General features: G+C 45.8%; 22 protein-coding genes and 1 riboswitch. Of the genes, 8 read left to right on the forward strand and 14 right to left on the reverse strand.

What is annotated here, in order from left to right:
- Window positions 1-70 precede the first annotated feature (70 nt).
- Window positions 71-173, reverse strand: a riboswitch (SAM riboswitch).
- A gap of 97 nt (window positions 174-270) precedes the next feature.
- The 5 genes from MKY42_RS28505 to MKY42_RS28525 all read right to left on the reverse strand — a co-directional run bounded on the left by MKY42_RS28505 (window position 271) and on the right by MKY42_RS28525 (window position 6526).
- A complete protein-coding gene (locus MKY42_RS28505) occupies window positions 271-1473 on the reverse strand; it encodes a Ger(x)C family spore germination protein (RefSeq protein WP_090904611.1) in 1203 nt (400 codons plus the stop codon).
- Entirely contained in the window at window positions 1470-2567 is a 1098-nt protein-coding gene (locus MKY42_RS28510; protein WP_090904610.1) for a spore germination protein, read from the reverse strand. Before MKY42_RS28510 ends, MKY42_RS28505 begins: the two co-directional genes overlap by 4 nt.
- A 27-nt stretch (window positions 2568-2594) precedes the next feature.
- On the reverse strand, window positions 2595-4289 hold the full coding sequence (locus MKY42_RS28515) for a spore germination protein (RefSeq protein ID WP_179262906.1): 1695 nt from the start codon (window positions 4287-4289) through the stop codon (window positions 2595-2597).
- Between the two features lie 147 nt (window positions 4290-4436).
- Window positions 4437-5342 carry a methyl-accepting chemotaxis protein gene (locus MKY42_RS28520; protein WP_339846490.1) on the reverse strand — a complete coding sequence of 302 codons (906 nt, stop codon included), beginning with the start codon at window positions 5340-5342 and terminating at the stop codon, window positions 4437-4439.
- 350 nt (window positions 5343-5692) lie between these two features.
- Window positions 5693-6526, reverse strand: a complete 834-nt coding sequence (locus MKY42_RS28525; protein WP_090904608.1) for a MurR/RpiR family transcriptional regulator — start codon at window positions 6524-6526, stop codon at window positions 5693-5695.
- A gap of 204 nt (window positions 6527-6730) precedes the next feature.
- On the opposite strand from MKY42_RS28525, the gene MKY42_RS28530 reads away from it, so the two are divergent.
- The 4 genes from MKY42_RS28530 to MKY42_RS28545 all read left to right on the forward strand — a co-directional run bounded on the left by MKY42_RS28530 (window position 6731) and on the right by MKY42_RS28545 (window position 11143).
- Window positions 6731-7618 (forward strand): cell division protein FtsQ, encoded by an 888-nt coding sequence (locus tag MKY42_RS28530; protein WP_090904607.1) that lies wholly within the window; start codon window positions 6731-6733, stop codon window positions 7616-7618.
- Window positions 7611-9497: an ABC transporter ATP-binding protein gene (locus tag MKY42_RS28535; RefSeq protein WP_339846493.1), complete on the forward strand. Its 1887-nt coding sequence runs from the start codon at window positions 7611-7613 to the stop codon at window positions 9495-9497. The genes MKY42_RS28530 and MKY42_RS28535 overlap by 8 nt, the downstream gene beginning before the upstream one ends.
- Window positions 9472-10299, forward strand: a complete 828-nt coding sequence (locus MKY42_RS28540; protein ID WP_339846495.1) for an energy-coupling factor transporter transmembrane component T — start codon at window positions 9472-9474, stop codon at window positions 10297-10299. Before MKY42_RS28535 ends, MKY42_RS28540 begins: the two co-directional genes overlap by 26 nt.
- Before the next feature lie 64 nt (window positions 10300-10363).
- A complete protein-coding gene (locus MKY42_RS28545; protein ID WP_179262900.1) occupies window positions 10364-11143 on the forward strand; it encodes a PHP domain-containing protein in 780 nt (259 codons plus the stop codon).
- A 93-nt stretch (window positions 11144-11236) separates the two neighbouring features.
- Here the strand turns inward: MKY42_RS28545 and MKY42_RS28550 are convergent, their stop codons facing one another.
- Window positions 11237-11680 carry a VOC family protein gene (locus MKY42_RS28550; RefSeq protein WP_179262898.1) on the reverse strand — a complete coding sequence of 148 codons (444 nt, stop codon included), beginning with the start codon at window positions 11678-11680 and terminating at the stop codon, window positions 11237-11239.
- Window positions 11681-11768: 88 nt separating this feature from the next.
- On the opposite strand from MKY42_RS28550, the gene MKY42_RS28555 reads away from it, so the two are divergent.
- A complete protein-coding gene (locus MKY42_RS28555) occupies window positions 11769-12773 on the forward strand; it encodes a YafY family protein (protein WP_179262895.1) in 1005 nt (334 codons plus the stop codon).
- 97 nt (window positions 12774-12870) lie between these two features.
- Here the strand turns inward: MKY42_RS28555 and MKY42_RS28560 are convergent, their stop codons facing one another.
- Complete coding sequence (locus MKY42_RS28560; RefSeq protein WP_339846498.1) at window positions 12871-14064, reverse strand: MFS transporter; 1194 nt, start codon at window positions 14062-14064, stop codon at window positions 12871-12873.
- A 161-nt stretch (window positions 14065-14225) separates the two neighbouring features.
- Between MKY42_RS28560 and MKY42_RS28565 the strand changes: the two genes are divergently transcribed.
- The gene (locus tag MKY42_RS28565; protein WP_179262891.1) at window positions 14226-15107 is read left to right on the forward strand and encodes a LysR family transcriptional regulator; all 882 of its coding nucleotides are present in this window, start codon (window positions 14226-14228) and stop codon (window positions 15105-15107) included.
- 22 nt (window positions 15108-15129) lie between these two features.
- Window positions 15130-15804 carry a VOC family protein gene (locus tag MKY42_RS28570; RefSeq protein WP_179262889.1) on the forward strand — a complete coding sequence of 225 codons (675 nt, stop codon included), beginning with the start codon at window positions 15130-15132 and terminating at the stop codon, window positions 15802-15804.
- Window positions 15805-15923: 119 nt separating this feature from the next.
- Here MKY42_RS28570 and MKY42_RS28575 read toward each other — a convergent pair whose 3' ends face one another.
- The gene (locus tag MKY42_RS28575) at window positions 15924-16226 is read right to left on the reverse strand and encodes a monooxygenase (protein WP_090904598.1); all 303 of its coding nucleotides are present in this window, start codon (window positions 16224-16226) and stop codon (window positions 15924-15926) included.
- 17 nt (window positions 16227-16243) lie between these two features.
- Entirely contained in the window at window positions 16244-17161 is a 918-nt protein-coding gene (locus tag MKY42_RS28580; protein ID WP_179262887.1) for a DsbA family protein, read from the reverse strand.
- A gap of 287 nt (window positions 17162-17448) precedes the next feature.
- On the opposite strand from MKY42_RS28580, the gene MKY42_RS28585 reads away from it, so the two are divergent.
- Window positions 17449-17802 carry a helix-turn-helix domain-containing protein gene (locus MKY42_RS28585; RefSeq protein WP_090904597.1) on the forward strand — a complete coding sequence of 118 codons (354 nt, stop codon included), beginning with the start codon at window positions 17449-17451 and terminating at the stop codon, window positions 17800-17802.
- Between the two features lie 282 nt (window positions 17803-18084).
- On the opposite strand, the gene glmS is transcribed toward MKY42_RS28585, so the two are convergent.
- The 5 genes from glmS to cdaA all read right to left on the reverse strand — a co-directional run bounded on the left by glmS (window position 18085) and on the right by cdaA (window position 24387).
- The gene (glmS, locus tag MKY42_RS28590; RefSeq protein ID WP_179262885.1) at window positions 18085-19917 is read right to left on the reverse strand and encodes a glutamine--fructose-6-phosphate transaminase (isomerizing); all 1833 of its coding nucleotides are present in this window, start codon (window positions 19915-19917) and stop codon (window positions 18085-18087) included.
- Window positions 19918-20085: 168 nt separating this feature from the next.
- Complete coding sequence (locus tag MKY42_RS28595; protein WP_090904595.1) at window positions 20086-20343, reverse strand: hypothetical protein; 258 nt, start codon at window positions 20341-20343, stop codon at window positions 20086-20088.
- 315 nt (window positions 20344-20658) lie between these two features.
- Window positions 20659-21999, reverse strand: a complete 1341-nt coding sequence (glmM, locus tag MKY42_RS28600) for a phosphoglucosamine mutase (protein ID WP_090904594.1) — start codon at window positions 21997-21999, stop codon at window positions 20659-20661.
- A gap of 74 nt (window positions 22000-22073) precedes the next feature.
- Window positions 22074-23555, reverse strand: coding sequence for a CdaR family protein (locus tag MKY42_RS28605; RefSeq protein WP_177185903.1), 1482 nt, complete (start codon window positions 23553-23555; stop codon window positions 22074-22076).
- Complete coding sequence (gene cdaA, locus MKY42_RS28610; RefSeq protein ID WP_063567044.1) at window positions 23548-24387, reverse strand: diadenylate cyclase CdaA; 840 nt, start codon at window positions 24385-24387, stop codon at window positions 23548-23550. The genes MKY42_RS28605 and cdaA overlap by 8 nt, the downstream gene beginning before the upstream one ends.
- Window positions 24388-24550 lie beyond the last annotated feature (163 nt).

Consider the following 24550-nt stretch of genomic DNA (forward strand, 5'->3'; position numbering starts at 1 on the left):
AGAAAACAACAAAACAAAAAGACACACTCTTCCTGAAGAGTGCGCCGTTACTGACAAATAAAAACAAACGCTCCTATCTATCAGGCTGTTCACCCGCTGGAATTAGCACAGTATCCTTCAGATCTGTTGCTGAGGTTTCTAAGGGCCAGTCCCTCCACCTCTCTGGATAAGAAAATGATTTTTTATAAATATAGCGATCTATCATGTTTGTGTCAACTATTAAATATCATCATCCACTTTGTAGAGTAAAGAGAATCTTATTCCTTGTGATTAATCCGTCGATGATCCAGAATCTTTAATATTCAGTTTCACATCATAGGTTACGGGAACGTGACTGAATGTTTCATCCCAATCTTTTTTCACTTTTTTCCACACCTTCGGATATTTGATCCTCAGCTCTTCACCAAATCCGGCCACGTCCACCCGATAGGTACGCTGCATTTTATTCATAACCTGCTGTATTTGTTCTTTGATTGTATCCGCAAACTGTATCTCCAATTTACGAATATACTTGTCCGTTGAAGGGATTTCCGGGGAACTCCAATCTTCCATGAGTTGGCCTTCTGATTCAATCTTTACATGAAAAGAGATGTTGTTGCCTTGAACCAGTGGTATGATTTTACTCTTGGTAGACTTGATTTCATAGGTTACCGTATGGCCATTGGGTGGAGCGTATGATTTAACAGCTCCTTGCTGGGCCTTCCCTGTGATCCATGACAATCCTTCGAGTTCAATCTGATTTATAGAGCCGATCCATTTTTTCGTCTCTCCTTTGTAGATCCCTGCCCCTGAGAATTTATGCTCACCCTCGGCTGTAAGGACATTCTGCAACAAAAAGCTTGACCCGGACTGCATTTTCCCGTCAAGCTTCGCAAGAGACACAGGAGGAAGGATCTTGTTGGAACGGTACGAATTCCCTACCACTCCCTTTAAATAAAAGGCCGGAACTTCTCCCGGCTCTATAGAACTAAGAGCTTCGTGAGCTGTTCCATGGCTTACTAAAACCAGACAACTGGGGCGGATATCATTATCACGCAGAATAAAGTCAAGCAGCTGCTCCAAACTATATTTCTTGGACAACTCATGAGAAACAACGATGACCTTTAAATGATGACCAATGAGTGGACGGTCTCTTCTTAGAGCAAACTGACGAAATATCTGAAACAGGGAATCTCCAGTCAACCTTTCATTCAAAAAAGATTGCCCTTCGGAAGCACCTGTGCCTTTTTGAGTATCCTGTTTGGGGCCGATTCGTGGAACAATCTGTACGGTAGCCGTTAAATTGTTGTTTTTGGGATAATGGCCTCCTTGTTCATTAATACTCTTTTCAAATTTCGATTCCTCAGCCACGTCCAGTCCCACACCCACATAAACGCTTAGATCTTCAATCTCTTTACTGCTCCAACATCCTGAGGTAAACATTAGCAGCAACCCCGATAACCCAATGGTTAATTGTCTTCTGAATCTGCTCAATTGTGTTTCCCTCCTTTTTTTCGGATCATGCTCAACAGTAAAAGTAATAACGGTACGACACCAAACAGATAAATGGACACATTCCCGACCGCATCTCCCAGTTTGAACGTGTCGTTCGCATTATCCGGTAACATAGCAATGATGTAAATGATGGGAAGCAAAATGATCATCCAAGACAGCTGCTTTTTCTTAAACAATTGCGAACATCCGAGAGAAGCGGCATAATGGGTAATGGTAAACGTAGAGAAAATCTGCATAATCCAGATCACCAGCAGCAAGGATTCAAATCGTTCAAAGACCAATCCCTCAATCTCAAAGCTTCGCATCAAGTCAAGTGTTGGCCACGTTCTTGTTTTCATGCCTTCAATGGATAAGCTGCCAATGACCATAACCAAGGTGATGAAATAGATCCCCATAGGAATAAGGATGCCCCAGACCATGGCCTTTTTCCCCTTCTCCGGGTTTTTCATAAAAGCCATAATCACAAACATGATTTCATACCCCGTATACGCCAGTGTCGTAGGTTTAATTCCTTTAACAACAGGCATAATTCCATCTCCCAGCACAGGTCTCAAATTGTTGATCTCAAACAATTCACTGCTCAAAAAAATGGCCAGCACAAAAAGAATAAGCGTAATGGGTAAAATGATCTCATACAAGCGAGCCATGGAGTTGACTCCACCTGTGATGAGATAAAAACCGACCCACATAAACACCATGACAATGGCCCATACCGGGGTGCCCTCCAATAAATATAATCCGGTGACATCAGCCATTACCCTGATCTCAAAAGCAGCGATGATAATGAAATACACGATGATCGTTATTCCCAAAATATAAGCGATCCACTTGCCTGTAATTTCCTCAGTGAACTGGAATACCGTCTTCCCTGGAAATCGTCGGCACAGAGTCACCAGGATTATACCCATCACCATAACTAACAGACCGGACAATATTATTGAAATCCATACGTCAGGCGTACCTGCAGCCGTCACCGTGGTTCGAGGAAGTGTCAGGATTCCTGCCCCCAACATGTAGTTGATGATAAAGGCTGCGGCTTGAACTGTCGTCAGTTGGTCTTGTTTACGATTCATGGTTCACCTCCTGAATATCCGATATGCCTACTTTTTGCGATCAGGGTCTTTGGGATGCATCATACTTGGACGCTTCTTCATCATTCCTAAAGGTGCCCGAATAAAGAAATCTTTCCAATCCGATAAGCTGTAAGGCACAGCCGGAGTGACATAAGGTACTCCAAAGCTTTTTAACCGAACGAGATGACTGCAGAGCAACAAGAAAAACATGACTACCCCAAACAATCCATAGATCGCCGCACTGAACATTCCTACAAAGCGCAATATACGAAGTGTTATCCCGGCACTATATGTAGGGATGGAGAACGAAGAAATCGCAGTGACTGCCACAACAATAACCAGAAACGGGCTGACAATTCCGGCCTGTACTGCGGCATCCCCAATAATCAGACCACCTACGATACCCATTGCGGGTCCAATTGGCTTGGGTAGACGAATGCCTGCTTCCCGCAAAATTTCAATCGAGGTCTCCATAATCAGCGCCTCAATAACAGACGGGAAAGGCACACCTTGTCTGGTTTGAATAATGGTTAAAGCTAGCTTGGTCGGAATAAGACCCGGATGGAATGAGATAAAGGAGATATACAAAGCAGGTGCTAGCAGTGCAATCGTAGCAGCCAAGAAACGAAGCATACGCAGAAATGTCCCCGGAATCCAGCGCTCGTAATAATCTTCGGGAGATTGAAGCAGCATGCTAAAAGTCGATGGCACTATTAATGCAAATGGTGTCCCATCCAGTAAAATAGCTACACGCCCTTCTAACAACCCACTGACTACGCGGTCGGGCCTCTCTGTATTCTGTACCTGTTGGAAGGGGCTAAGCTCATCATCTTCAATCAGTTGCTCCACATATCCGGATTCCAGCATGATATCCATATCCAGGTCCTGCACTCGTTTTTCCACCTCAGCGACAAGGTCGGCATTGGCAATGTCCTCAATATACGCAATAACCAGTTCCCTTTTCACCCTGGTACCCACCTGGTGTTTGGTCATAAACAAGGCATTGTTGCCTCCGAATTGCCGCAATATTCCGGTATTATCGCTTAACCGCTCGGTAAAACCGATCCTTGGCCCGCGAAGCAATGCCTCCGAGACCGGCTCTTCCAGACTGCGGCTTTTCCCCTTGGCTGAACCAACAATAAAAGCTCCGGAAATACCTTCAATAAGCAGAGCATTTTTACCATGAAGCACTGCTTGTGCTGCTTCTTGCAGTGTCTCGACTTCCAGTAGTTCACCAACCGGTAAAAGACTACGCCTGACGTAAGCTCTGAGTTCATTTTCTTCTATCGGTTCTTCAAATATATTCTGCTCTGTGTTGGGGACCCCCCTAATCATTAGAGGCGTGAAGATGTGAGTATCTAACCGATCATGATCGACCAATCCTTCCACATAGATAACAGCCGCTGGGGTATTCGTTCCTCTTATAGCAAACTCCCGTATACATACGTCTGAATTTTGACCAAATGTAGTTTTTACACTAATCAGATCCTTAGCATAATCCCCGGTAAGTCGAATATTTGCGTAACTTCCTGTCTCTTCATTAGAAGAAGTTTTGGACGATTCCTCCTGATTGGAATGAACATTATTTGAAAAGGTTCCTTTTTTTAAGGATGATCGCAACCACTGGTATCCTTTCATACACAATATCGGCACCAAAAATAATAAAAAGGCCTGTGCCCAAATAGGCCAGTCCGGCAAATAAGAAAGTATTTTTGACCACATCCGGCTCACCCCATTATCTAGACTTCCTTGGTATCACTGAGTATTGTTTCCTTGATTGCTCACAATAATTCCCGTTTTTTGAACAACAAAAAAGCAGATGCCTCTATTGGCACCCGCTTCCCTACAGAGTTATGGAGTTTATCATATCTATACGATTTTGGTTACGTGTTGCGCCTTCGCATCCAGTAAATGTGCAGACGCCGCAATGGTTGTAAAATCATTCAACGCCACCTCAATTTGCTGCTGACTTCGCTCCACGTAACCTTCAACCTCCTGTGTCCCGCCAGAGATGTTCGTAATTTCTTTGGTGATCCCATTCACACTATCCCGAATCTCATTAATGGAATTTTCGACCATGGCCGAAAGTTTCCGTACTTCCTTGGCTACAACATCGAACCCGCGACCATATTCGCCTGCATGAGCTGCTTCAATCGCAGCGTTCAGGGCCAGAAGCTGGGTCTGCGACGCAATTTCGCGAATCGTTTTGACAACTCCCTGGATAGAACGAGCCTGTGCTTGCAAGTGATTCAGTGTCGCTCGATTGTGGGCGGAAACTTCAGATATATACGTGATACTGGACATCAACTCACGGCTTCGCTCAATACCGATATCGGCATGTTCGTTCAAATCATGTGACATCGTCTTCAGTTCATTAACTACAGCTGAAATATTGTTCTGACGGGTCGTGATGTTTGTCGCTATTTTGGACACACCTAGTATGTTCTGGTTCATTTCATCATAGACAGGCATATATGTTGCCTCAAGCCATACGGGATTTCCCTTTGCATCTTTGCGTTCAACCTTGTCCTGGAAGCTGGTACCGTTAAAAATACTGCTCCAAAACGCATTATAGTCAGGGCTTTTCACGAATTCATCGAAACAAAATTGCTCATGCTGCATACCATACATCTCGCCTACCGTATAACCCATCGTCTGGGCAAAGACTTCATTTACATACGTAACCCGTCGCTCCATATCGAATCGAATGATAGCCAGACTTTTCTCCATGGCCTTAATGACCAACGCATCGGTGACAACATCTTTTTTTTCCATATCTACTATAGGCAAAGCGATCCCCACTCCCTGACTTCTTCCCATGATTAAACCGTTCTCATTCTGGCAGTTCCTGCTGTATTGCAATTATGTATCCAACTGAATAGAGACGACTCTATTATTGTATACTCCAATTGCAGTCAATTGGATCACTCCCAAATCAATTTTTAACAATGCGGTTACGGTTTGCCTTTTTATACCCAATAAACTAACCGTCTAAACATTATTTTTCATGAGGAAATTCTAACACAAAAAGAGGCGGAGTAACCGCCCCTAATTATGGTATAACCTTCCATACCTCTGATGTTATCTGTAGTCGTTTCTGTGCATTAAGCTGCTCTGTTCATCTATCAGCCTCGCGGCAATTTGTCTGCATATCGACTGCGCAGATCAGCGAGTCGTTCCAGCTTGGACAGCGCATGCTCCTTCTGCCTCAAACCCACCGCCAGTACCAGTTGTTCCATCAACAGGAGTGGAGTAACCATGGAATGAAATTCGCCAAGCTCCCCTCTGCTAACGTAAAAAGATAACTCCGTCGCCAAGCCATACAACAGGTCTTCCCGATCTGTTACAAGTACGGCTTTGCTGCCTGTATCTCTGGCATAATCCAAAATGACCTCTGCCTCAGGCAAGAGCCTTGTAAAGCACATCAGCAGCACAACATCCTCCCGCTGCATGTGCATCAGTGATTCCAATAATTCATGACCACCTCCGGCGAGGTGGATGACGGTCAATCCGAATCGGGATAGCCGAAAGGACAATAATTCCGCCAAACCAGCGGAAGGTCCTGGAGCATATACATATACTCTTCGTGCTTCTGCAAGGATGGCTGCTGCGTGCTCCAGATCTCCATGCTTCATATGAGACAACGTCTCCTGCAAATGGCTGACGGAGGCCTCCAGTAACTGAACGGGAAGGCTGTCCGTATCCATACGGGATATGGTTTTATTTAATTTGAGCGCAGGTGTAGTGTCTTCGGATGTACGAAGCCGGATTTTGAACGCTTTGGCATTATCATATCCAACCGCCCGCCAGAAACGAGATACGGTCGCAATACTGACCCCCAGCCTGTCGGCAATCTCTTGTTCTGTCATGAACAGAATCTCTTCCGGATTGCGTTCAACAAAATCAGCAATTTTCAGATGGCCTGGAGACAGCTGTTCTTTATGAGTAAACAAATTCATTCCGTATGCACTCCTTTTCTCGCTCTGCACTCAGTATATCAGTTGAGAGAATAAGAAGTGGTTTATGTTTGTAATATTTTTTTCATCAATTTTAGATTATGTAATAAAAATTACATTTGATTTACAAATGTCTTCTTTCCCGTTAATACTCCGCCCCTAGACTGTGGCTATGATGATCACCAACTTTCAGGGAGGTATGTAACGATGAAGAAGATGACTGAGCGTTATACGCTGACGTCTTCACAGAAAATGATGGTGTTTGTGCTTTCCATGTCACTGTACGGCTTGTCCAACATGTTCACAGAGCTTATTCCCAAGCTCCAACTTGGACCGATTGAATTGTCTGTTGAGTACTTTGCCTTCATTCCGTTGACACTTTGCATTTTGTTCCACCCCATGATTGCTGCCCTTGGTGCGGCTCTTGGTGAAGTGATCTTCGGTGAGCTGATGCTGGGGCAATTCGGCGGACTGGGCGAGCTGGAGAAATTCATTACCTTTTCCTTTGCCATGTATGTCGCAGGGCGTATGGTCAGTGATCCTCGCAACCGCAGACAGGTCGGAATCGCAGCCATGACGGGAGTCGTCATTCATCAGTTCCTCAGTTCACTGGTGGATATCGGTAAAGTGTGGATTGGTGTAGAGCAGCTGGAAGCTGTCCCTGGCCTTGCGGAAAGTGTTGTACTGATCGAAGGGGTTGGCTTTCTGAATGACGTACTGTTCTCAGGCATCCTGTTCGCTCTGCTGCCTACGCTGTATCTCGTACCTCTGCTCTATGGCAAAATTGAACCCCTGCTCGGCATCAAACCTCGTAATCCAGGGATGAAATATGAAGGAATCGGCTTCTTCCGTCCGAAACTGATCCTGATTGGTGTGCTGCTGCTTGCACTTGCCTTTGGAGCGGAATCCCTGTCCGAAATGGATATCAACTTCGCTGTTTGGGAGACGGACTATGCAGATCAATATGGTTCGGCATCAATCTGGATTAGTATCGGAGCTGCCGCACTGGTTGCCGTGGTGACATTACTGGTCATGCGTGCTAAACGGAGCAAAAACAAAACGGTACCTGGTACGGAGAACAGCCCTTATGCATAATGAAATGTCCACACCATCTTCTGTTACCCCATCGGATTCTGCCATTTCCATTCAAAATGTCATCTTTACGTATCCTGGCTCGGAAGAGCCTGTCCTGAACGGAGCTTCGCTTGAACTCCCACGAGGCAGTTTTACAGCCATTATTGGGGGCAACGGCTGCGGCAAATCCACCCTGTGCAAGTTGTTCAATGGCCTTATTCCTCAATTCTACACAGGAGACTTCTCCGGTGAAGTTAATGTACTTGGCATGTCTGCCGAAGGCCGAAGTGTTGCAGACCTGTCCAGAAAGATCGGTTACGTCTATCAGGATTTCGACAACCAGCTCGTACGGCCCACCGTCTTGGACGAGGCTTGCTTTGCACCACTCAATTACGGACTGCCCAACTATCGGGAGCTCGGTGAACGCGCACTTGCCATGTGTGGGCTGGATGCCATTCATAACCGATTCATCTGGGAATTGAGTGGTGGCCAGAAACATCTGCTCGCTCTGGCCGGAGCTCTGTCGCTCGACCCGGATATCCTGATCGTGGATGAACCTGTCTCACAGCTTGACCCGCAGCATGCGAGACTCATCTATGAGTGCCTTTCCAGATTGAATATGGAATATGGTAAGACGATTATCGTCATCGAACACCATACTGAATTTATCGCTGACTTTTGCGCAGATGTGGTACTGATGGACAAAGGCCGGGTCTTGTGGAATCTTCCTGTTAGGGAAGGCTTGAATCGCATTACTGATCTGGAGCAGCTGGGCATTCAACCTCCTGAGGTGACACGTGCCTCTATCCAGGCTGCGGAGTTAACGCAGGGAATAAAAACAAATGCGGACCCGTCAAGTTCAGGACAACGCTTCCCAATTACGGTGGAAGAAGCAAACGTTTATTTTGCCGACAATTACCTATCCATTCCATCCGTTTCTTTGCAAAATGAACCTTCATCCGATTCGAACTTGGCACGCGACGTTCCCAATCAGTTGGTGAATTCCGAGCGCCTAACGATTGCTTCTGCGGCTGAACCGTTGATCCCTATTGTACAGTTTCATCAAACCCGACTGCGTTACAGAGGACTGGGCAAAAAAGAACATGAAGTCATTCGTGGTGTTAATATTTCACTCCATGAAGGAGAACGGATTGCCTTGATTGGCAACAATGGTGCCGGCAAATCCTCCTTACTGAAGCTGATGGCTGGTATTAGCCTGCCTCAGGAAGGCACCGTCAGTGTTCTGGGTGAAGTTACGCACCGTTCCTCTTTGGAGCAGCTGGCGGGTAAAGTCGCCTATATTTTTCAGAACTCTTCTGAAATGTTTATCGAGGACAGTGTTCGCAAAGAAGTTGCGTATTTCCTGAAGAACCGTCGCATCCCGGATGCTGACCAGCAAGTTGCACATGTACTGGATCGTTTTCGACTTACTCCGCTGCAAGAACGGGATGCCCGGCTTCTCAGTGGTGGACAACAGCGACGTGTCACACTCGCCATCGGGGCAGCCATGAAACCTTCTCTTATGCTGCTGGATGAGCCCACCGCCAATCTGGACCTTGCCACTCGCGAGGAACTGATAGGTGTACTGGATGAGCTGGACCAACATGTGCGAACAACCGTGATTGCCACGCATGACATGCAGCTGGTTACCCAGTGGGCCAGTCGGGTTATCGTGCTTCACCATGGTCAGGTGGAAGCAGAGGGCACACCTGCTGACGTGTTTGCGGATGAATCCCTTCTGCGCCGCTCCGGACTTGCGCTTACACAGATCATGGAGCTCTCCCATCGAATGGGACTGCCGACACTTTCACCGACAACCGAGGCTTTTGTTGATAACCTGTTGACTCAATCACTCACCAAGGAGGATATGCATCATGCAGCTTGTCCGCAACTGGTTTGACAAAATATCCATTGAACGCATTCAGCTTGAGCTGATGAATACTGTATATGGCAGCGGGCATGCCAGCCTGTCGCGGATTGATCCTCGTGTCATGCTGATCTGGTATCTCTTTTTTGCCATCGTTCCCTGGTTTGTTCATAACGGGACTGTGCTGCTCGGCATGTTTCTGTTGATGGTGACTACCACCATACTGTCCAGAGCCGCTCCTTTTATCATTATCATTCTTTGCCTGGGGTTGATCGGTCAGGTCGGGTGGATGTTTATCATCTCACTGTTCTTCGGTGGCAATCTGGAATCTGCATTCCCCCTGCTGCTGCTTACCCTGAAGCTGTCGATTGTCTCGCTGGCGAGTATCACCGTCTTTTCGGGCATGGACCCGGAACGGATTGGCGATGGGTTGCTTGCGCTCGGCATGCCTGCGACGTTCTCCTTCAGCCTCTCTTATGCTTACCGCATATTGCCGGTGTTGTTCGGTGAATTCCGCAACATCATGCTGTCCTACAGACTGCGGGGTCAGGTTCCCTCCCGGCACGGATGGCTCTACTGGCGGCTCGTTGTCTACTATATGAAGCTATTCGTCGTGTCCTTCTTCCCGCTCATGCTGGCTACCGCCAAACGTTCTCGCACAACGGTGGAAGCACTGGAGACACGCGGTTTCTCGTACGGCATGAAGCATCCTGAGTCCAAACGCCTGAAGCTCGCCCATCTGAAAATCACCTCACGTGACCTCGGATTTCTCGCCGGATCGGCAATCTATGTTGCACTGTTATTCTGGCTCGGCGGGTATTACGAGATTCTGTAATTCAAAATAAAATGCAGTAACTATTCATACCATTAACCATTCATGGAATAAAGGAGTGTCTTCTATGCGCATTGATCTTCATACTCACGGCAAATTATCCAAAAACTCTGATTTCTCGGTTGATTACTTCACCGAAATGGTCAACGAAGCCAAAGCCAGCGGGCTCGAAGCCCTCGCGCTCACTGAACATTTTAACACCCGCAACTTCTACGAGGTCTATGAGACGCTGGATCGTCTCTATCCATATAACGGAGAGTACTACGAGGCAGATGGACTGCGCATTTTTCCCGGCATGGAAGTGGATATTCAGGAGACAGGACATATTTTGCTGGTGGGTCAAAAAGAACATATCCTTGCCGTCCGCAGCGGCCTGGAACCATATACAGCCAAAGGTTCATTCATTCCTTTTGCAGAACTCTTGGATTTGGCCGAAGCCTGGCCACTGCTCAAAATTGGCGCACACCCTTTCCGCGAATCCACCCCGCTGTATCAACTGGACCGTGATTTGTTGGGACGTTTGGACGCTTTTGATCTGAACGCCAAGGATATGTACCAATACGGCATTGAGACGTGCCGCGGGCAGGTTGAACCATTCGCCCAGTCCCTCGGCAAACCGGTCACTGCCGGAAGCGATACCCACCAGTGTCTGCAATACGGCAGTGTATTCAATGTGCTGGATCGTCCATGCGCATCGGTCGCCGAGCTCAAAGAGCAGATTCTCGCCGGTTCATACAGTATCGAAATATCCAACGATCTTCCTCTCCGTGTCAAAGCCTCCGTTATGCTGAAGAAAGTGATGAAACGTCTTGCCAAACTGGACGCTACCCGTTTGCAGGAGGTTTAGAGAAAAGAAAACGATAAATAACTTCTAAAGAATTCAAAATGAGCCCAAAGGATATACATCCTCCAGGCTCATTACGGATTCACTTTTACCTCATTAAAAATCATGCACCGTCACACAAAGCTGAATCACGATTCCGAACGGATCACGCACAATTCCATACCCCGGACTAAACTCATTTTGCTCATAAGGCACCAACACCGTAACCTCATCATGTTGAACCAGCGAATGATACAGCTCCGTCATCGTACTTTTGTCTTTCGATTGAATGCATAATGACGTGCTGTTTCCCAGCTGCCACGGTCGACTCGTATCCATTTCTTCCTCAGCAATCATCAATTTGTTTACCCCGATCTGGAGTACCGAATGTGTAATATATTCATCCTGCCCTTCAGGATACTCGAACCCCGGATTCATTTCCTTCATCTCTTTGTAATCTTTCTTGAACAACACCTTAGCCCCCAGGTACTTTTCATAAAAAGCAATGGCTGCCGCAGCGTCTCCATTCATCGACAGAAACGGGATCACTTCAAAATTCATCTATGTTGCCTCCTTCGTTTGATTGGCTTACACTGATTACTATAACGAAAAAAGGTGCCAATCTATGGCACCATTGAGAGGTTTGTTTATGAAAAAATCAGAACGCATGAACCAGATGCTGCGCTTTATCAATCAAAAACAGCACTTCACCCTGCAAGATCTCATGCAGGAGTTTCACATATCCAAGAGAACCGCATTACGAGATATCGCGTCATTAGAAGAAATCGGTGCTCCCCTTTATGCCGAATATGGACGTTATGGGGGATATCGTTTGCTTCAGCAAATGCAGCTGCCGCCCATTTCATTTAATACGAGTGAGCTTCATGCGCTCTACTTTGCCATGCAGGCATTGCGCAGCTTTACCAACCTGCCCTTTCAGGTCTCTTTTCGCTCCATTCACGAGAAGTTTCTAAGTGCCCTATCCGAAAACCAGAGACAGGATATTGAACAAATCCAGCATCGAGTCTCTTTTCGACACACCGAGCAAATCCGGGATAGTGAGCATCTGGAGTTTCTATTAATGGCCGCTGTTCAGAATATAGTGATACAGATTACGTATCGACATATTCGCAGCAGTAGCAGTAGCCCAGACAACAATTCCAATCCCGACAAACCCAAGCCCGGCATACGCACCATTCAGCCCATCGCCCTCTATGCGATGAAAGGCTACTGGTATTGCCAGGCGTATGATCTGGGTAAACAGGCGTACCGTGTGTTCCGATGTGACCGAATCACCTCATGCGAGGCGACAGATATCGAACCTATACCACATATTAATGAACTCAATCTACAGGATGCCCACTCGTTATGGAAACCTTCAGAGAACGCTATCCCATTTAAATGTCTGATCAATGAAGCCGGGGTTGAGCTGTTCCAGCAAGAACAGTTTCCATCCATGCGGATCATTAACGAATCTGGAACTGATACTGGACTTACTGGATACGCCTATTTAGTCGGGTCGTATGAAGCCCATGAGCTTGAGTTCATCATTCGTTATCTCGCCAGCTTCGGCAAGACCATCAAGATCATGGAGCCCAATACCTTAAGAGAATCCTTAAGACAGCACTATCTGGATTTACTCGACCATGTTTAACTCTCGCCGCCAACTAACCACTTGCAATGTTTGCCCGCAACAGGAACGATGATACCTCAAGAGACCTCATCGCACATCGATATGCATCTTTTTTTCGTCAAACTCTGGACTCTGATTTACCATGCACCGCCGGAGAGCTTTTTTTATTGCCTATCGCCAACTGAACCATGATTTGCATCACAATGATTATAGCCAGACCGTAGAACGCTTGAACAAAGCTGCCTGTGGTATCATGGAGCCAGCCGATCGCCAGTGGACCAAGCGCGCCCAGAATGTAACCGCCCGATTGGGTCATGGCTGACCAGGCGCTGGCTTCCTGAGCATTATTTGTCTCATCAATCGGCAGCATCAGAGCGATCGGGAACAGTCCCCCGGCCCCAATGCCGAGTGGGATTGCGGCCAGCCAAGGATTGACGGACAGGTTCAGCATTAAAACTCCTATCAACTCCATTAACGCACATCCAACAAGCCAGAATACACGTCTTTGGTAACGGTGAACGAGCATTGGAATGAATAACGTAGATGGCAATGAAATTAACGTAAATAACGTTTGGATGCTGCCGGCAGTCTCTTTCGTATATCCTTGGCTCTGGATCGCAGGCGCAAGCCATGCAGTCAATGAATAGAAGATCGCTGCCATCAATCCGAAGAAAAATGTCAGTACCCATGCTCGACTATTTTTCACTGGAAGAGCTTCAACGTTCACAGTAGAAATCCGCCCCGTTTGTCGATCCTTTCGTGCTGACAAGGCTAATATCATCCAGATCGGCAAAGCAATGACGGCGAGCAATGCCCACATCGCTAACGATCCCTTCCACGAACCCCCCAGGAGATTTTGAAGGGGAACCGATAGTCCAACACTAATGCTGGCCCCCACAACCATTGCTGTAGAGTAGATCCCCACCATGGCAGCAACTCGCCCAGGGAAGTACTGTTTGATAAAGCTGGACAAGAGCGGACCAGTCAATGCAATCCCTACACCGGATAGAAATGAAGTAAACATCATCAGAGGTGCTGCACCCACGAACAACCGCAATGCCGTACCTATTCCAATGAGGATTAATGCCAAAACGATCGCGCCTTCATTCCCCCACCTCCTGCTTAGCTTTACGGAAAATGGAGCGAATATACCCATACATAATACGGGAAGCGTAGTTAACAGACTTGCTGCAATTCCGCTAATACCCAGATCACTTTGTATGGTACTCATTAAGGGAGAAATGGATGTAATGGGTGGTCGCAGATTCAATGAAGCCAGAATAAGCGCCAGAACGATATAAAACAGTTTCACTATGGATCACCTCATGTATTGTTATATAGCTGCATTCACTAATGATCCAGGCTGTAGATCTTTTTGTGGTGCAAGACTAGTATAGAATTATTATAATGATTGAACAATACAATAGTTTCTATTAAAATGATTATAAAAACCAATGATCGGAGGGGAAGCATATGGAAATCCGTCAAATGGAGAATTTTATCGTCGTTTGTGAGGAACTCCATTTCACACGTGCAGCAGATAAAATCGGCATTTCTCAACCTACCTTGAGTCAACAGATTCGAGCGCTGGAGGATGAGTTGGGTGTTCCCTTGTTTGACCGGGTGGGCAAAAAGATTGTGATGACTCAGGCGGGAACGTTGTTCCTGGAGCATTGTGTACAAATGGTTCGCCATTTACAGAATACCCAGGATGCGTTAGCTGAATTCCGCAATGATCAGCGAGGTAAGCTAGTGATTGGAGTCCTGCCCTCCGATTTGGACTACCGTCTTACTCCATTGCTCGTTAACTTTCATGCCCGTTTTCCTAAAGTAAAATTAAAAGTTATATCTTCAATTTATGTATTGAATCAAGTGCTGGATAACGAAGTCGACATCGGCATCGAGCTCACTTCGATTTCTGATGACCGTCTTGTCCGCATTCCTTTATGTAGTGAAGAATACGTACTCGTCGTTTCGGAGAACCACGCTTGGGCTGAACGAAATGAGATTGGCATCAGGGAACTGCGCGATATTCAGACCGTAATGTTTCCGGAAGGGTTCACAGGCAGAGAACTGGTTGATGGCTATTGCCGGAAATATGGCTTTACCTTGAATACGATCATGGAGACTAGTTCGGCAACCTCTATTATTAGTCTGGTCAAAGCTAACGTTGGCGGTACGATACTTCCATATCCACTGATCAAGGCGATGAATGAACCGGCACTACGCATCATCCGAATCTCGGACGATGCTCCTTACCGGCACTTTGAGATCATTCATCGGTCCGACCGTTACCTGACCCAATCTGCCAAAGCATTTATTGAGAAAACCATTGAATATTTTAATCAAGGATAAGTTCAGAGGGAGAGTGACTTGAATGCAAATAAAAGAGGTTAACTTGTTCACCCATCAAATGGAGGCCATGAAGCAGTTTTACGGTACGTTACTGGAGTTGGAGCTATTGGAGGAGAATCCATCGTTCATATCGCTTCGCACAGGAAATTCGATCCTTTCATTTCAGCAAGCTTCTGGTCAGGAAAAGCCCTTCTATCATGTCGCTTTCACGATTCCAACGAATAAACTCGCTGAAGCCAAGAAGTGGATTCAAGCTCGAAACATCTCTTTGCTTTCCAAGGACGATAAGGATGATTTCTATTTTCCCTACTGGGATGCAACAGCTTTCTATTTCTATGACCCAAGCGGTAATTTGATGGAGTTCATCGCTCACCATTCGTTGGAAAATGCAGTCGAAGATGCCTTTGATTCCAGGCAGCTGCTATGCATTAGCGAGATTGGTCTGCCTGTCGATGATGTACCCCATACCATAAGCAAAATGAAGGGACAGTATCACCTTGAACCCTTTGCGGGAGACGGAAAACACTTTGCCCCGATCGGTAACGCAGAAGGCATGTTTATTGTAATCGACAAAGAGAAGCCCTGGTTCCCCGACGGACGCAAACCTGGGGTATTTGCCACTGAGGTAAAGGTTGAAACTGGACGGGCAGGAAGCATTTCATTGCAGAATGGTTTGTACTCTATTGATTCGTTCTGAGCATGGAAGTATGTAGTCCTATCTTGTATATAGATTTTTCTTTCTCTTTGTACGATTACGTACATCCTATGTGCAAACTAAGCAAAATAAATCGACACAAGTCGATTTATTTTGGTTGGTTAACTCAATCCCTTATTAATTAAAGACAATTTCTCATTGACCTTGAATATTTTCACGTTCGACTCCTCTATCCCGAACCCGCGGAGTCTTTCTAAATGCATTTTCAGATAGTTTTCTGCATCTTCCTCGGTTTCAAAGTGATAATGCCCACCAGCTTCTGTCCTTGCTTCACTTTCAGTCCATACTTTCTTAATGAATCCTTTTTCTAAATTGATGCTTTCAGCCAACTTCTCAAATTCCATTGACATGGCTTCTCCAAAAGGACCTTTAAATTTGAAATCTATTTGCAAAACATAAGACATATTTTTTCACCTCTTTCTTAGTTTCGTTTAATATATACTTCATTCATCATTTCGTTAAGTTGATATGTGTCTTCAGCCAGTTCTTCCTGAACAAATTCTGTAACTTTACTTTGTTGAATATCGTACATTACCTCAATCTCTCTGGAAAAGAGGATATGTCCTGGTTTAAGCAACCGTGATAAGCTTGCTTTCTTTTTAGGTTTAGGATCTTCGTTAAGGATTTGTTTTAGAGCAGCCTCATATATTTCTATAGATCTTGCACCAACAATCTTAACTCCCTTGTTCTCTTCGTTCATCAAAATAATTGTAGGAAAGCCTCTTACACCGAGTTTTGCCACCATATCAAAATCTTCTTCTAATAAATCTTGAGCCGATTGCTCACTCGCCTTTTCTACAATATCCTTTCCGTGAAGTCCTGTTTTATTAACAATTTCAATCAATACATCGTCTTGTCCAATATTTCGATTGAAGGCAAAAACAGCTTCCCGAGCATTCCGAAGAAAATCTATTTCTTTACCTGCATGGTTTTGCTGGATGACTTTAAATACTCTGGATGGAGGATAGGATGAAAGAATAGGATCAGAGTACCAAAGCGATCCATCGATTGGCATCCGAGAATGCTCCCCAACTTCCTTCCAGTGCTCTGCAACATCAGATGGTTTCTGTATCCCATTTCCACCATCCGAGAACCCATGCCAACTTGGAAGTAATCCGCCCATTAATGTTTCCGTTTTAAAATATTGATCGTATTCCTCAACAAATCGATTCAATACCGGTTCAAGAGCCCAGCAGTGTGAACAGATGGGGTCTGTAACATAATACATCGTTACTGTTTTCTCTTTGTGATTGAAATCAATTACTTCCATTGGTTCATCCTCAGCGACACCACATACACCCGTTTCAAGATCACATACCATATTATTTTGATCACTCATATTCATTACCGCCTTTCTGAATTTCTCTGATGTAAAGATCAGCGATGAACTCTCATCCCTAATCACCAAGTGCATCCTTGTTTTGTTTGTTATCTCAAAGTTTCAATGCACCAGACCATACAACTACTTGATCAAGCATTTGGTCATTTTTCTTTTTATGATTTTATCAAAAGGGGTCTTTGGTGAATTACCTTTGTATAGTATGATTATAATACTTAGAATAACTTCAACAAGTACAATTGTTTTTCATACTAAGCATTAAAAAGTATACTAATGGAGGAAACCTGATGAAATACGACTTTGATTTAAAAAAAATGTGCCCCGCGACCTACGCTTTCCATGTAATCGGAGGGAAATGGAACTTGCCAATCCTGGCAATCCTAAGTGAAAATGAAACGATCAGATATAATGAACTGAAGAGAAGACTTCATGGAATTACGAGTACCATGCTCACCAATTGTTTAAAGGAATTAATAGATTATGGGATTGTCCACAGGGAGCAATTTAATGAAGTCCCACCAAGAGTGGAGTATTCGCTTACCCCTTCGGGAATGAAATTAGTTCCTTTAATTGAATCGATTGTAGGTTGGGGTCAAGATAACATGATGTCCAGCTTGAACAACACAAGTTCTACTTATTAAAGGCTGCTTATAATAACGCTACTTTTGCAATGTCCATTGTTTCTCCAATTCTGCCCAATGGGATTGAAGCAGTAATAGATTTTGCGTTCCCTCTGTCTGCACGATGCCTCGTGACATACATTGGCTGTAATATTGTATCTTGCATACTCTTGTGCATGTGCCAATAGTGCACAAATGAATACCTCCTCAAATTAAAAAAAGTCCTGATGACATTTAGTCATCAGGACTCCTTGATATTGCTTTCTGAACATGAACACGGCATTAAGCTTAAAGATTAACCCCTTACTCTACCGTTACACTTTTCGCCAGGTTACGTGGTTTATCCACATCGTGACCCAGTGCCAGCGAAGCGTAGTATGCAAGCAATTGCAATGCAACCACAGACAAAGCCGGGCTAAGCAATGGCAGCGTCTTAGGAATTGCAAACGCTTGGTCAACGGATTTCAGCAATGGTGCTACGTGCTCTTCGTACGTAATTGCCAGTACGTCTGCACCACGTGCTTTTACCTCTTTAATGTTGCTCACGGTTTTCTCCAGAACGTTCTCCTGTGTTGCCAAAGCAATGACAGGGATACCTTCTTCGATCAATGCGAGCGTACCATGTTTCAACTCACCCGCAGCATACGCTTCGGAGTGAATATAAGAAATCTCTTTCAGTTTCAACGATCCTTCTTGTGCTACTGCATAATCCAGACCGCGGCCGATAAAGAAGAGGTGTTCATGTTTGGAGATTTGCTCTGCATAACCTTTAATGGCTTCCGCTTGCTCCAGCATGGATTCTACTTGCTCAGGCAATGCTTGCATTGCTGCCAGCGTGTGAGCAATCTCTTCTGCTGTTTGTGTGCCGCGAACTTGTGCCAGGTACAGACCCAGCAGGTTGAAAGCGATCAATTGAGAAGTGTACGCTTTAGTGGAAGCTACTGCAATTTCAGGTCCTGCCAGTGTTGCAATCACATCGTCCGCATCACGTGCAATGGAGCTGCCTACAACGTTAGTAATTGCGAGTACATGTGCACCATTTGACTGTGCTTCGCGCAGTGCAGCAAGTGTATCAGCCGTTTCACCAGATTGGCTCACCACGATCACAAGTGTATCTTTACTTACGATCGGGGAACGATAGCGGTATTCGGAAGCAACATCCGTTTCAACCGGAATACGTACCAATTGCTCGATGACAGTACGTCCAACCAGACCTGCATGGTACGCTGTACCACAAGCGATGATTTGAACGTTACGGATATTTTTAATTTGCTCTTCGGTCATTTTCAACTCAGGAAGTTGAACTTTTTTGCCTTCATTGTCGATGCGACCCAGCATTGTATCACGGTATGCTTTTGGTTGCTCATGAATTTCTTTCAGCATGAAGTGCTCAAATCCGCCTTTTTCTGCGGTTACAGCATCCCAATCGACACGAATCATTTCCCGAGAAATAAAGTTGCCTTCAATCGTCATCAATTCGACAGCATCATGTGTCAAAACAGCCATCTCACCGTCATTCAGAATGTACACATTGCGTGTATGTTCCAGAATTGCCGGGATATCAGAACCGATAAAGTTCTCGCCTTCACCAATACCGATAATAAGTGGGCTTGCTTGACGCACAGCTACGAGCTTTTCAGGCTCATGCTCTGTCAATACACCCAGTGCGAATGCGCCCCGCAACAACGTGATCACTTTTTGCACTGTTTTAACGATATCACCATTGTATTCACGTGCGATCAGGTGAGAGATAACCTCAGTATCTGTCTCCGAAGTGAATGTGTGACCTTGAGCGATCAGTTCGTCTTTCAGATCCAGATAGTTCTCAATAATACCGTTATGCACAACAGAGAACTTCTGGCTTCCATCCGTGTGTGGATGAGAGTTCTCATCCGATGGTTTACCGTGAGTTGCCCAACGTGTGTGTCCAATTCCGGCATTACCTACCAGTGGTGCACCATCCAGCTTGGCTTCAAGGTTCGCAAGACGACCAAGAGCTTTCGTGATTTGCAGACCTTCCGGTGTGAATACCGCGATACCTGCAGAATCATAACCACGATACTCAAGTTTCTTCAATCCTTCGACCAATACCGATTGAGTGTTCTTATTACCAATATATCCAACAATACCGCACATAGTTTATTTCCTCCGATTGTATATGAATACTGTGTCACGAAGAGAAACAGGCTGGCACGGCCTATCGGAAAAATGAAAATGATTGCCTAACGTATCATGAAAACTTTCAATTATTCAATTATCAATGATCAGAGCAGCCTCTTGCCGCCCCGCAGTCATAAGCTGTTATTAGATGCAATCATGAATGTACATCATTTTCCCGTCCGCGCACTGTTCACGCTCTTCGCGCACATTCATTTGAATTTTAGTTGACTCTGCACCTACCGGCGCGTTGTGTGGACAGTCACCCATCCATTTTCCGCAATCCGATTTACGGCTCTGGTGCATCACCGGGAGGTCCCCGCCGAACAATCCGAACACCTCCACCTCGTCAGCTTGATTGCCGTCGATCTTGCTCAGTATCATCTTCATTGTTTCAAGATTCATACCGATCAAAATCCTTCCCGCGCAACTTCAAGCTCTGGCGCTTGTGTAACTAATACCTTACGATCCTCACTTTCTGTGTCTGAATGACGACTCCACTCATTATATGCACGTTAGGTTCATTTTGCAATGGAGCAAAGTACCTGTGACAATTTCGGCATATTTACCCACAATCCCGACCGTATAAACAGACCCATGGTCTCACTAGGCCGGGACGTAGGAATATGGGTTTGTATGGCATAAACCCTGTTAGATTAAACCTTATGAGACAGTGATTCCCTTGAAACAACTGTGTTTGGAAGGCGTATCGATCAGGTCCTATACCAGTTCTTTTTGCACAACATCTGCAATTTGAGATACGAATTGTTCAAGTTCATCCTTGTCTGGTCCTTCCGCCATAACGCGGATCAGGGATTCAGTCCCGGACGCACGTACAAGTACACGTCCATTATCGCCCAGATGCTGCTCCACTGTAGCAATCGCCTGCTCAATCGCAGAATTGCCCTCGTATTTGCTCTTATCTTCAACACGCACGTTCACCAATACTTGTGGGTACTGGGTCATCAGCGCCTTAAGTTCACTCAGTTTTTTACCAGAAGCCTTCATCGTGTCCACGAGCTGGATCGCTGTCAGCATGCCATCGCCTGTTGTATTGTAATCCAGGAAAATAACATGTCCGGATTGCTCTCCACCCAGGTTATAACCCCCACGGCGCATTTCTTCCATCACATAACGGTCACCCACGGCAGTCTTTGCTGTTTTCAGTGCCAGCTTCTCCGTTGCTTTGTAGAATCCGATGTTACTCATTACGGTAGATACCACGGTACTGTCTTTCAGCTTGCCTGCACGATTCATCGCATCACCGCAGATACACAGAATAAAGTCACCATCGACCTCAGCGCCTGTCTCATCAATCGCAATCAGACGATCCGCATCCCCGTCAAAAGCAAGGCCCAGATCAGCTTTATGTTTCAGCACCTCTTGCTTCAAATGCTCCGGGTGAGTTGACCCGCATTGCTCATTGATATTCAGGCCGTTAGGCTCAGCGCCAATGGCAATGACTTCTGCACCAAGTTCTCTGAACAATTTGGGTGCAAGCTCATAAGCTGCTCCGTTAGCGCAGTCCAGAACAATTTTGAGTCCTGAGAACGATTCATTTACCGTAGTTTTCAGATAGTCCAAATAACGATAACGGGATTCTTCATCCACAGTAACGGTACCCAAACCACCACCTACAGGGCGCGGCAATTGATCCGTTTCTGCATCCATCAGTTCTTCGATCCGGTTCTCCGTCTCATCCGAGAGTTTGAAGCCATCTCCCCCAAAAAATTTGATTCCATTATCCTCAACCGGATTGTGGGAAGCCGAGATCATTACCCCTGCATCGGCTTTCAGCAGACGAGCAATATACGCCACTCCAGGAGTGGATACAACGCCCAGACGAATTACATCGGCGCCAATGGACAGCAAACCTGCAACCAGTGCGGATTCCAGCATAAGCCCCGAGATTCGGGTATCCATACCGATAACCACTTTTGGTCTTTCCACACCGCCTGCAAGCACATAACCACCACAACGCCCGATGCTGTAAGCCAGCTCCGCCGTCAACTCTTTATTGGCAACACCTCTTACGCCGTCTGTACCAAAATATTTCCCCATGATCTAACTCCTTCTATTCGCATCATATAAGAGCATAAACGTTATTTTTAAATTTCTGAATTGAACATGTTCTTTTACGGATTGGAGCCATTATTACTGCTGCCGCTGTTATTAGAGTTACCTCGACTGTTATTCCCCTGCTGGCTCTGCTCCTGATTGTCCGTATTCGATTCTGTTTCTTCTTCTCCAGGAGCAGTTTCGGTATCTCCATTCTCGACTTCGGCTGGTGAAGGCTCAGGCCCCACAGTCCCTTCATCGTTCGGATCTTCGCCGGGAGCAACCGTTGTATCATCAGCCTTTTCGCTGATTTTGACGGTAGCACTAAGATCAACTGATGACTCATCCAGTTTGGCAAAACGAGGCAAGTCAGCCTCAAGCTTTATTTCATGCGTTCCTACCGCAAGTCCAGCAAGATCCGCAGTCAACTTGATATCATCACTACTTAGACCTTCAAGCATCGTTGAAGATCCTCTAAGCGTAATATTCAAGCCACCACTTTTGGGAGTAACCAGTGCCCCTTCCAGCCCGTTCCCCGCACCAGCAAGCGTGATAGGTACGTTCGAAAAGACTTTGGTCGTCTCCTGAAGCTCATCGTAAGGCGATACCGTCACCTTAAGCTGAATCGAACTAGGCTCGATTTTCTCAAAACCGGGAGGCGGCGTCAAGTCCACGTTAACTGTCGACGTCCCTGCCTCATCGAACTGTGTAAGATCAAGGGTTACTTGGTCGTAGGACTGTATACCCGCAAGCGCATCCTCAGTTCCGTAAACCGAGACTTCTTTCACGCTTGGCTCAACCGTGGAGAGCACCATTCCCTCCGGCAGCTGTCCCGAATATTTGATTCTTAAGGGCACAGTTGTATAGGGCTGACTGACCGGAATACGGACTTCTACGGTTTCTGGTGTAACAATCGCATTTTCAATGACCTTGCCTTCCGCATCATACGCCTGAAGCTTCACTTTTTTCTGCGTCACATCATCCTTCGCATCCTTCACGCTCACACTGCCCTGAACCTTCGCTACGGCGTCAAGCTGCCCTTCCGGCAGAGTTACCTTAACTGGACCTGAAGGCTCAACAACGGGCGTTCCAGCGTTGTATCCGGCGGATGGTTCTCCTTCGGGTACAATATTCACATTAAACGATTTGGTGCCCAATTTTTCCACGTTGACCGTAACCATGGAAGGCTCCATGCTGACTACCTCAACCCCGGAAGGCAGATCAGGCACCAGTGGCAGTGTATTGGATCCATCCTTCACCTGACTAAGATCCACTAGCACTTTATAATCATCATTCGTAAAAATCGAAGTTAACATTGAACGCTGCCCTTTAATCTCCAGACGGACCTCATCCGTACTTAATGAAGTGAGCACGTAGGAGTTACTGTCGAGTCCATAAGGCTGAACGGGCACAGTGCGCTCCACAACCTTATTGGTCGTCCCCGTCGAGATTGTTGGCGTAGTTGGTACTTCATCCAGATGTATCATGAACCAGAGCAACAAACTCACCGCCAGGGCAAGAATCTTGGCAAAATTGTTGTTGTTGAACCATTTATCCATTTTTACGTCCCCCCTTCCGTTTCCAGAAGGTAGTCCAACCATTCTTTTTAGTTAGATTGGATGTTGGACGCAATTCTTCGTATAGTTTGGCGATCAGTGATTCTTCCTTAATATCACGAACAACCTGTCCATTCATCGCAAGCGACACTTGTCCTGTCTCCTCCGAAACAACCAAACAGATCGCATCCGCAACCTCGGTAATCCCGATTGCTGCACGGTGACGCGTTCCTAACTCTTTACTAATAAACGGATTCTCGGACAAAGGCAAATAACAGGCTGCCGCCGAAATCTGTTTGCCCTGTATAATGACGGCTCCATCATGGAGCGGTGTATTCGGAATAAAAATGTTAATCATCAGCTCTGAGCTGACCAGTGATTGCATCTGGATGCCGGACTCTGTGTAATCGTTCAGACCCGTTTCCCGTTCGAATACAACCAATGCACCAATTTTACGCCGTGACAAATAATTTACGGACTTAATAATCTCACCAATTAACACCGTTAATTCTTCATCACTTGCTGCTGCCGAGCGTCCAAACAGCTTGCCACGACCCAATTGCTCCAGACCACGACGCAGTTCCGGTTGAAAAATAATAAAGACCGCAACGACACCAAACGTAAACATCTGGTTCATCAGCCATTTGAGTGTATAGAGGTTTAGCCACGTACTTAGTGCCCAGATCACCACAAGGAACAAAATACCTTTGAGCAGCTGAACCGCACGGGTACCCCGCACAAGCAAAATCAATTTGTACATAATATAGGTAACGATCAATATATCGATAACGTCCTTAATGGACTCTTTCCACGTTAAGTCAGCAAAATAGTTCATAAGCCAGCCCCCGCTATCCCCATTGATGAGTAAACCCTGCTCTCATATTAACCCATTAGGATTTAAATAATCCTTTTTTTTCGCATTTGCATGATCCATTCAGGCTCGTCCTCAAGTACAAAAGTTGGCCAAGAAGCAGCCTCCGATCCAACCAGCGTATAGA

The sequence above is a fragment of the Paenibacillus sp. FSL W7-1088 genome (assembly GCF_037969855.1).
Classification (GTDB): Bacteria; Bacillota; Bacilli; order Paenibacillales; family Paenibacillaceae; genus Paenibacillus.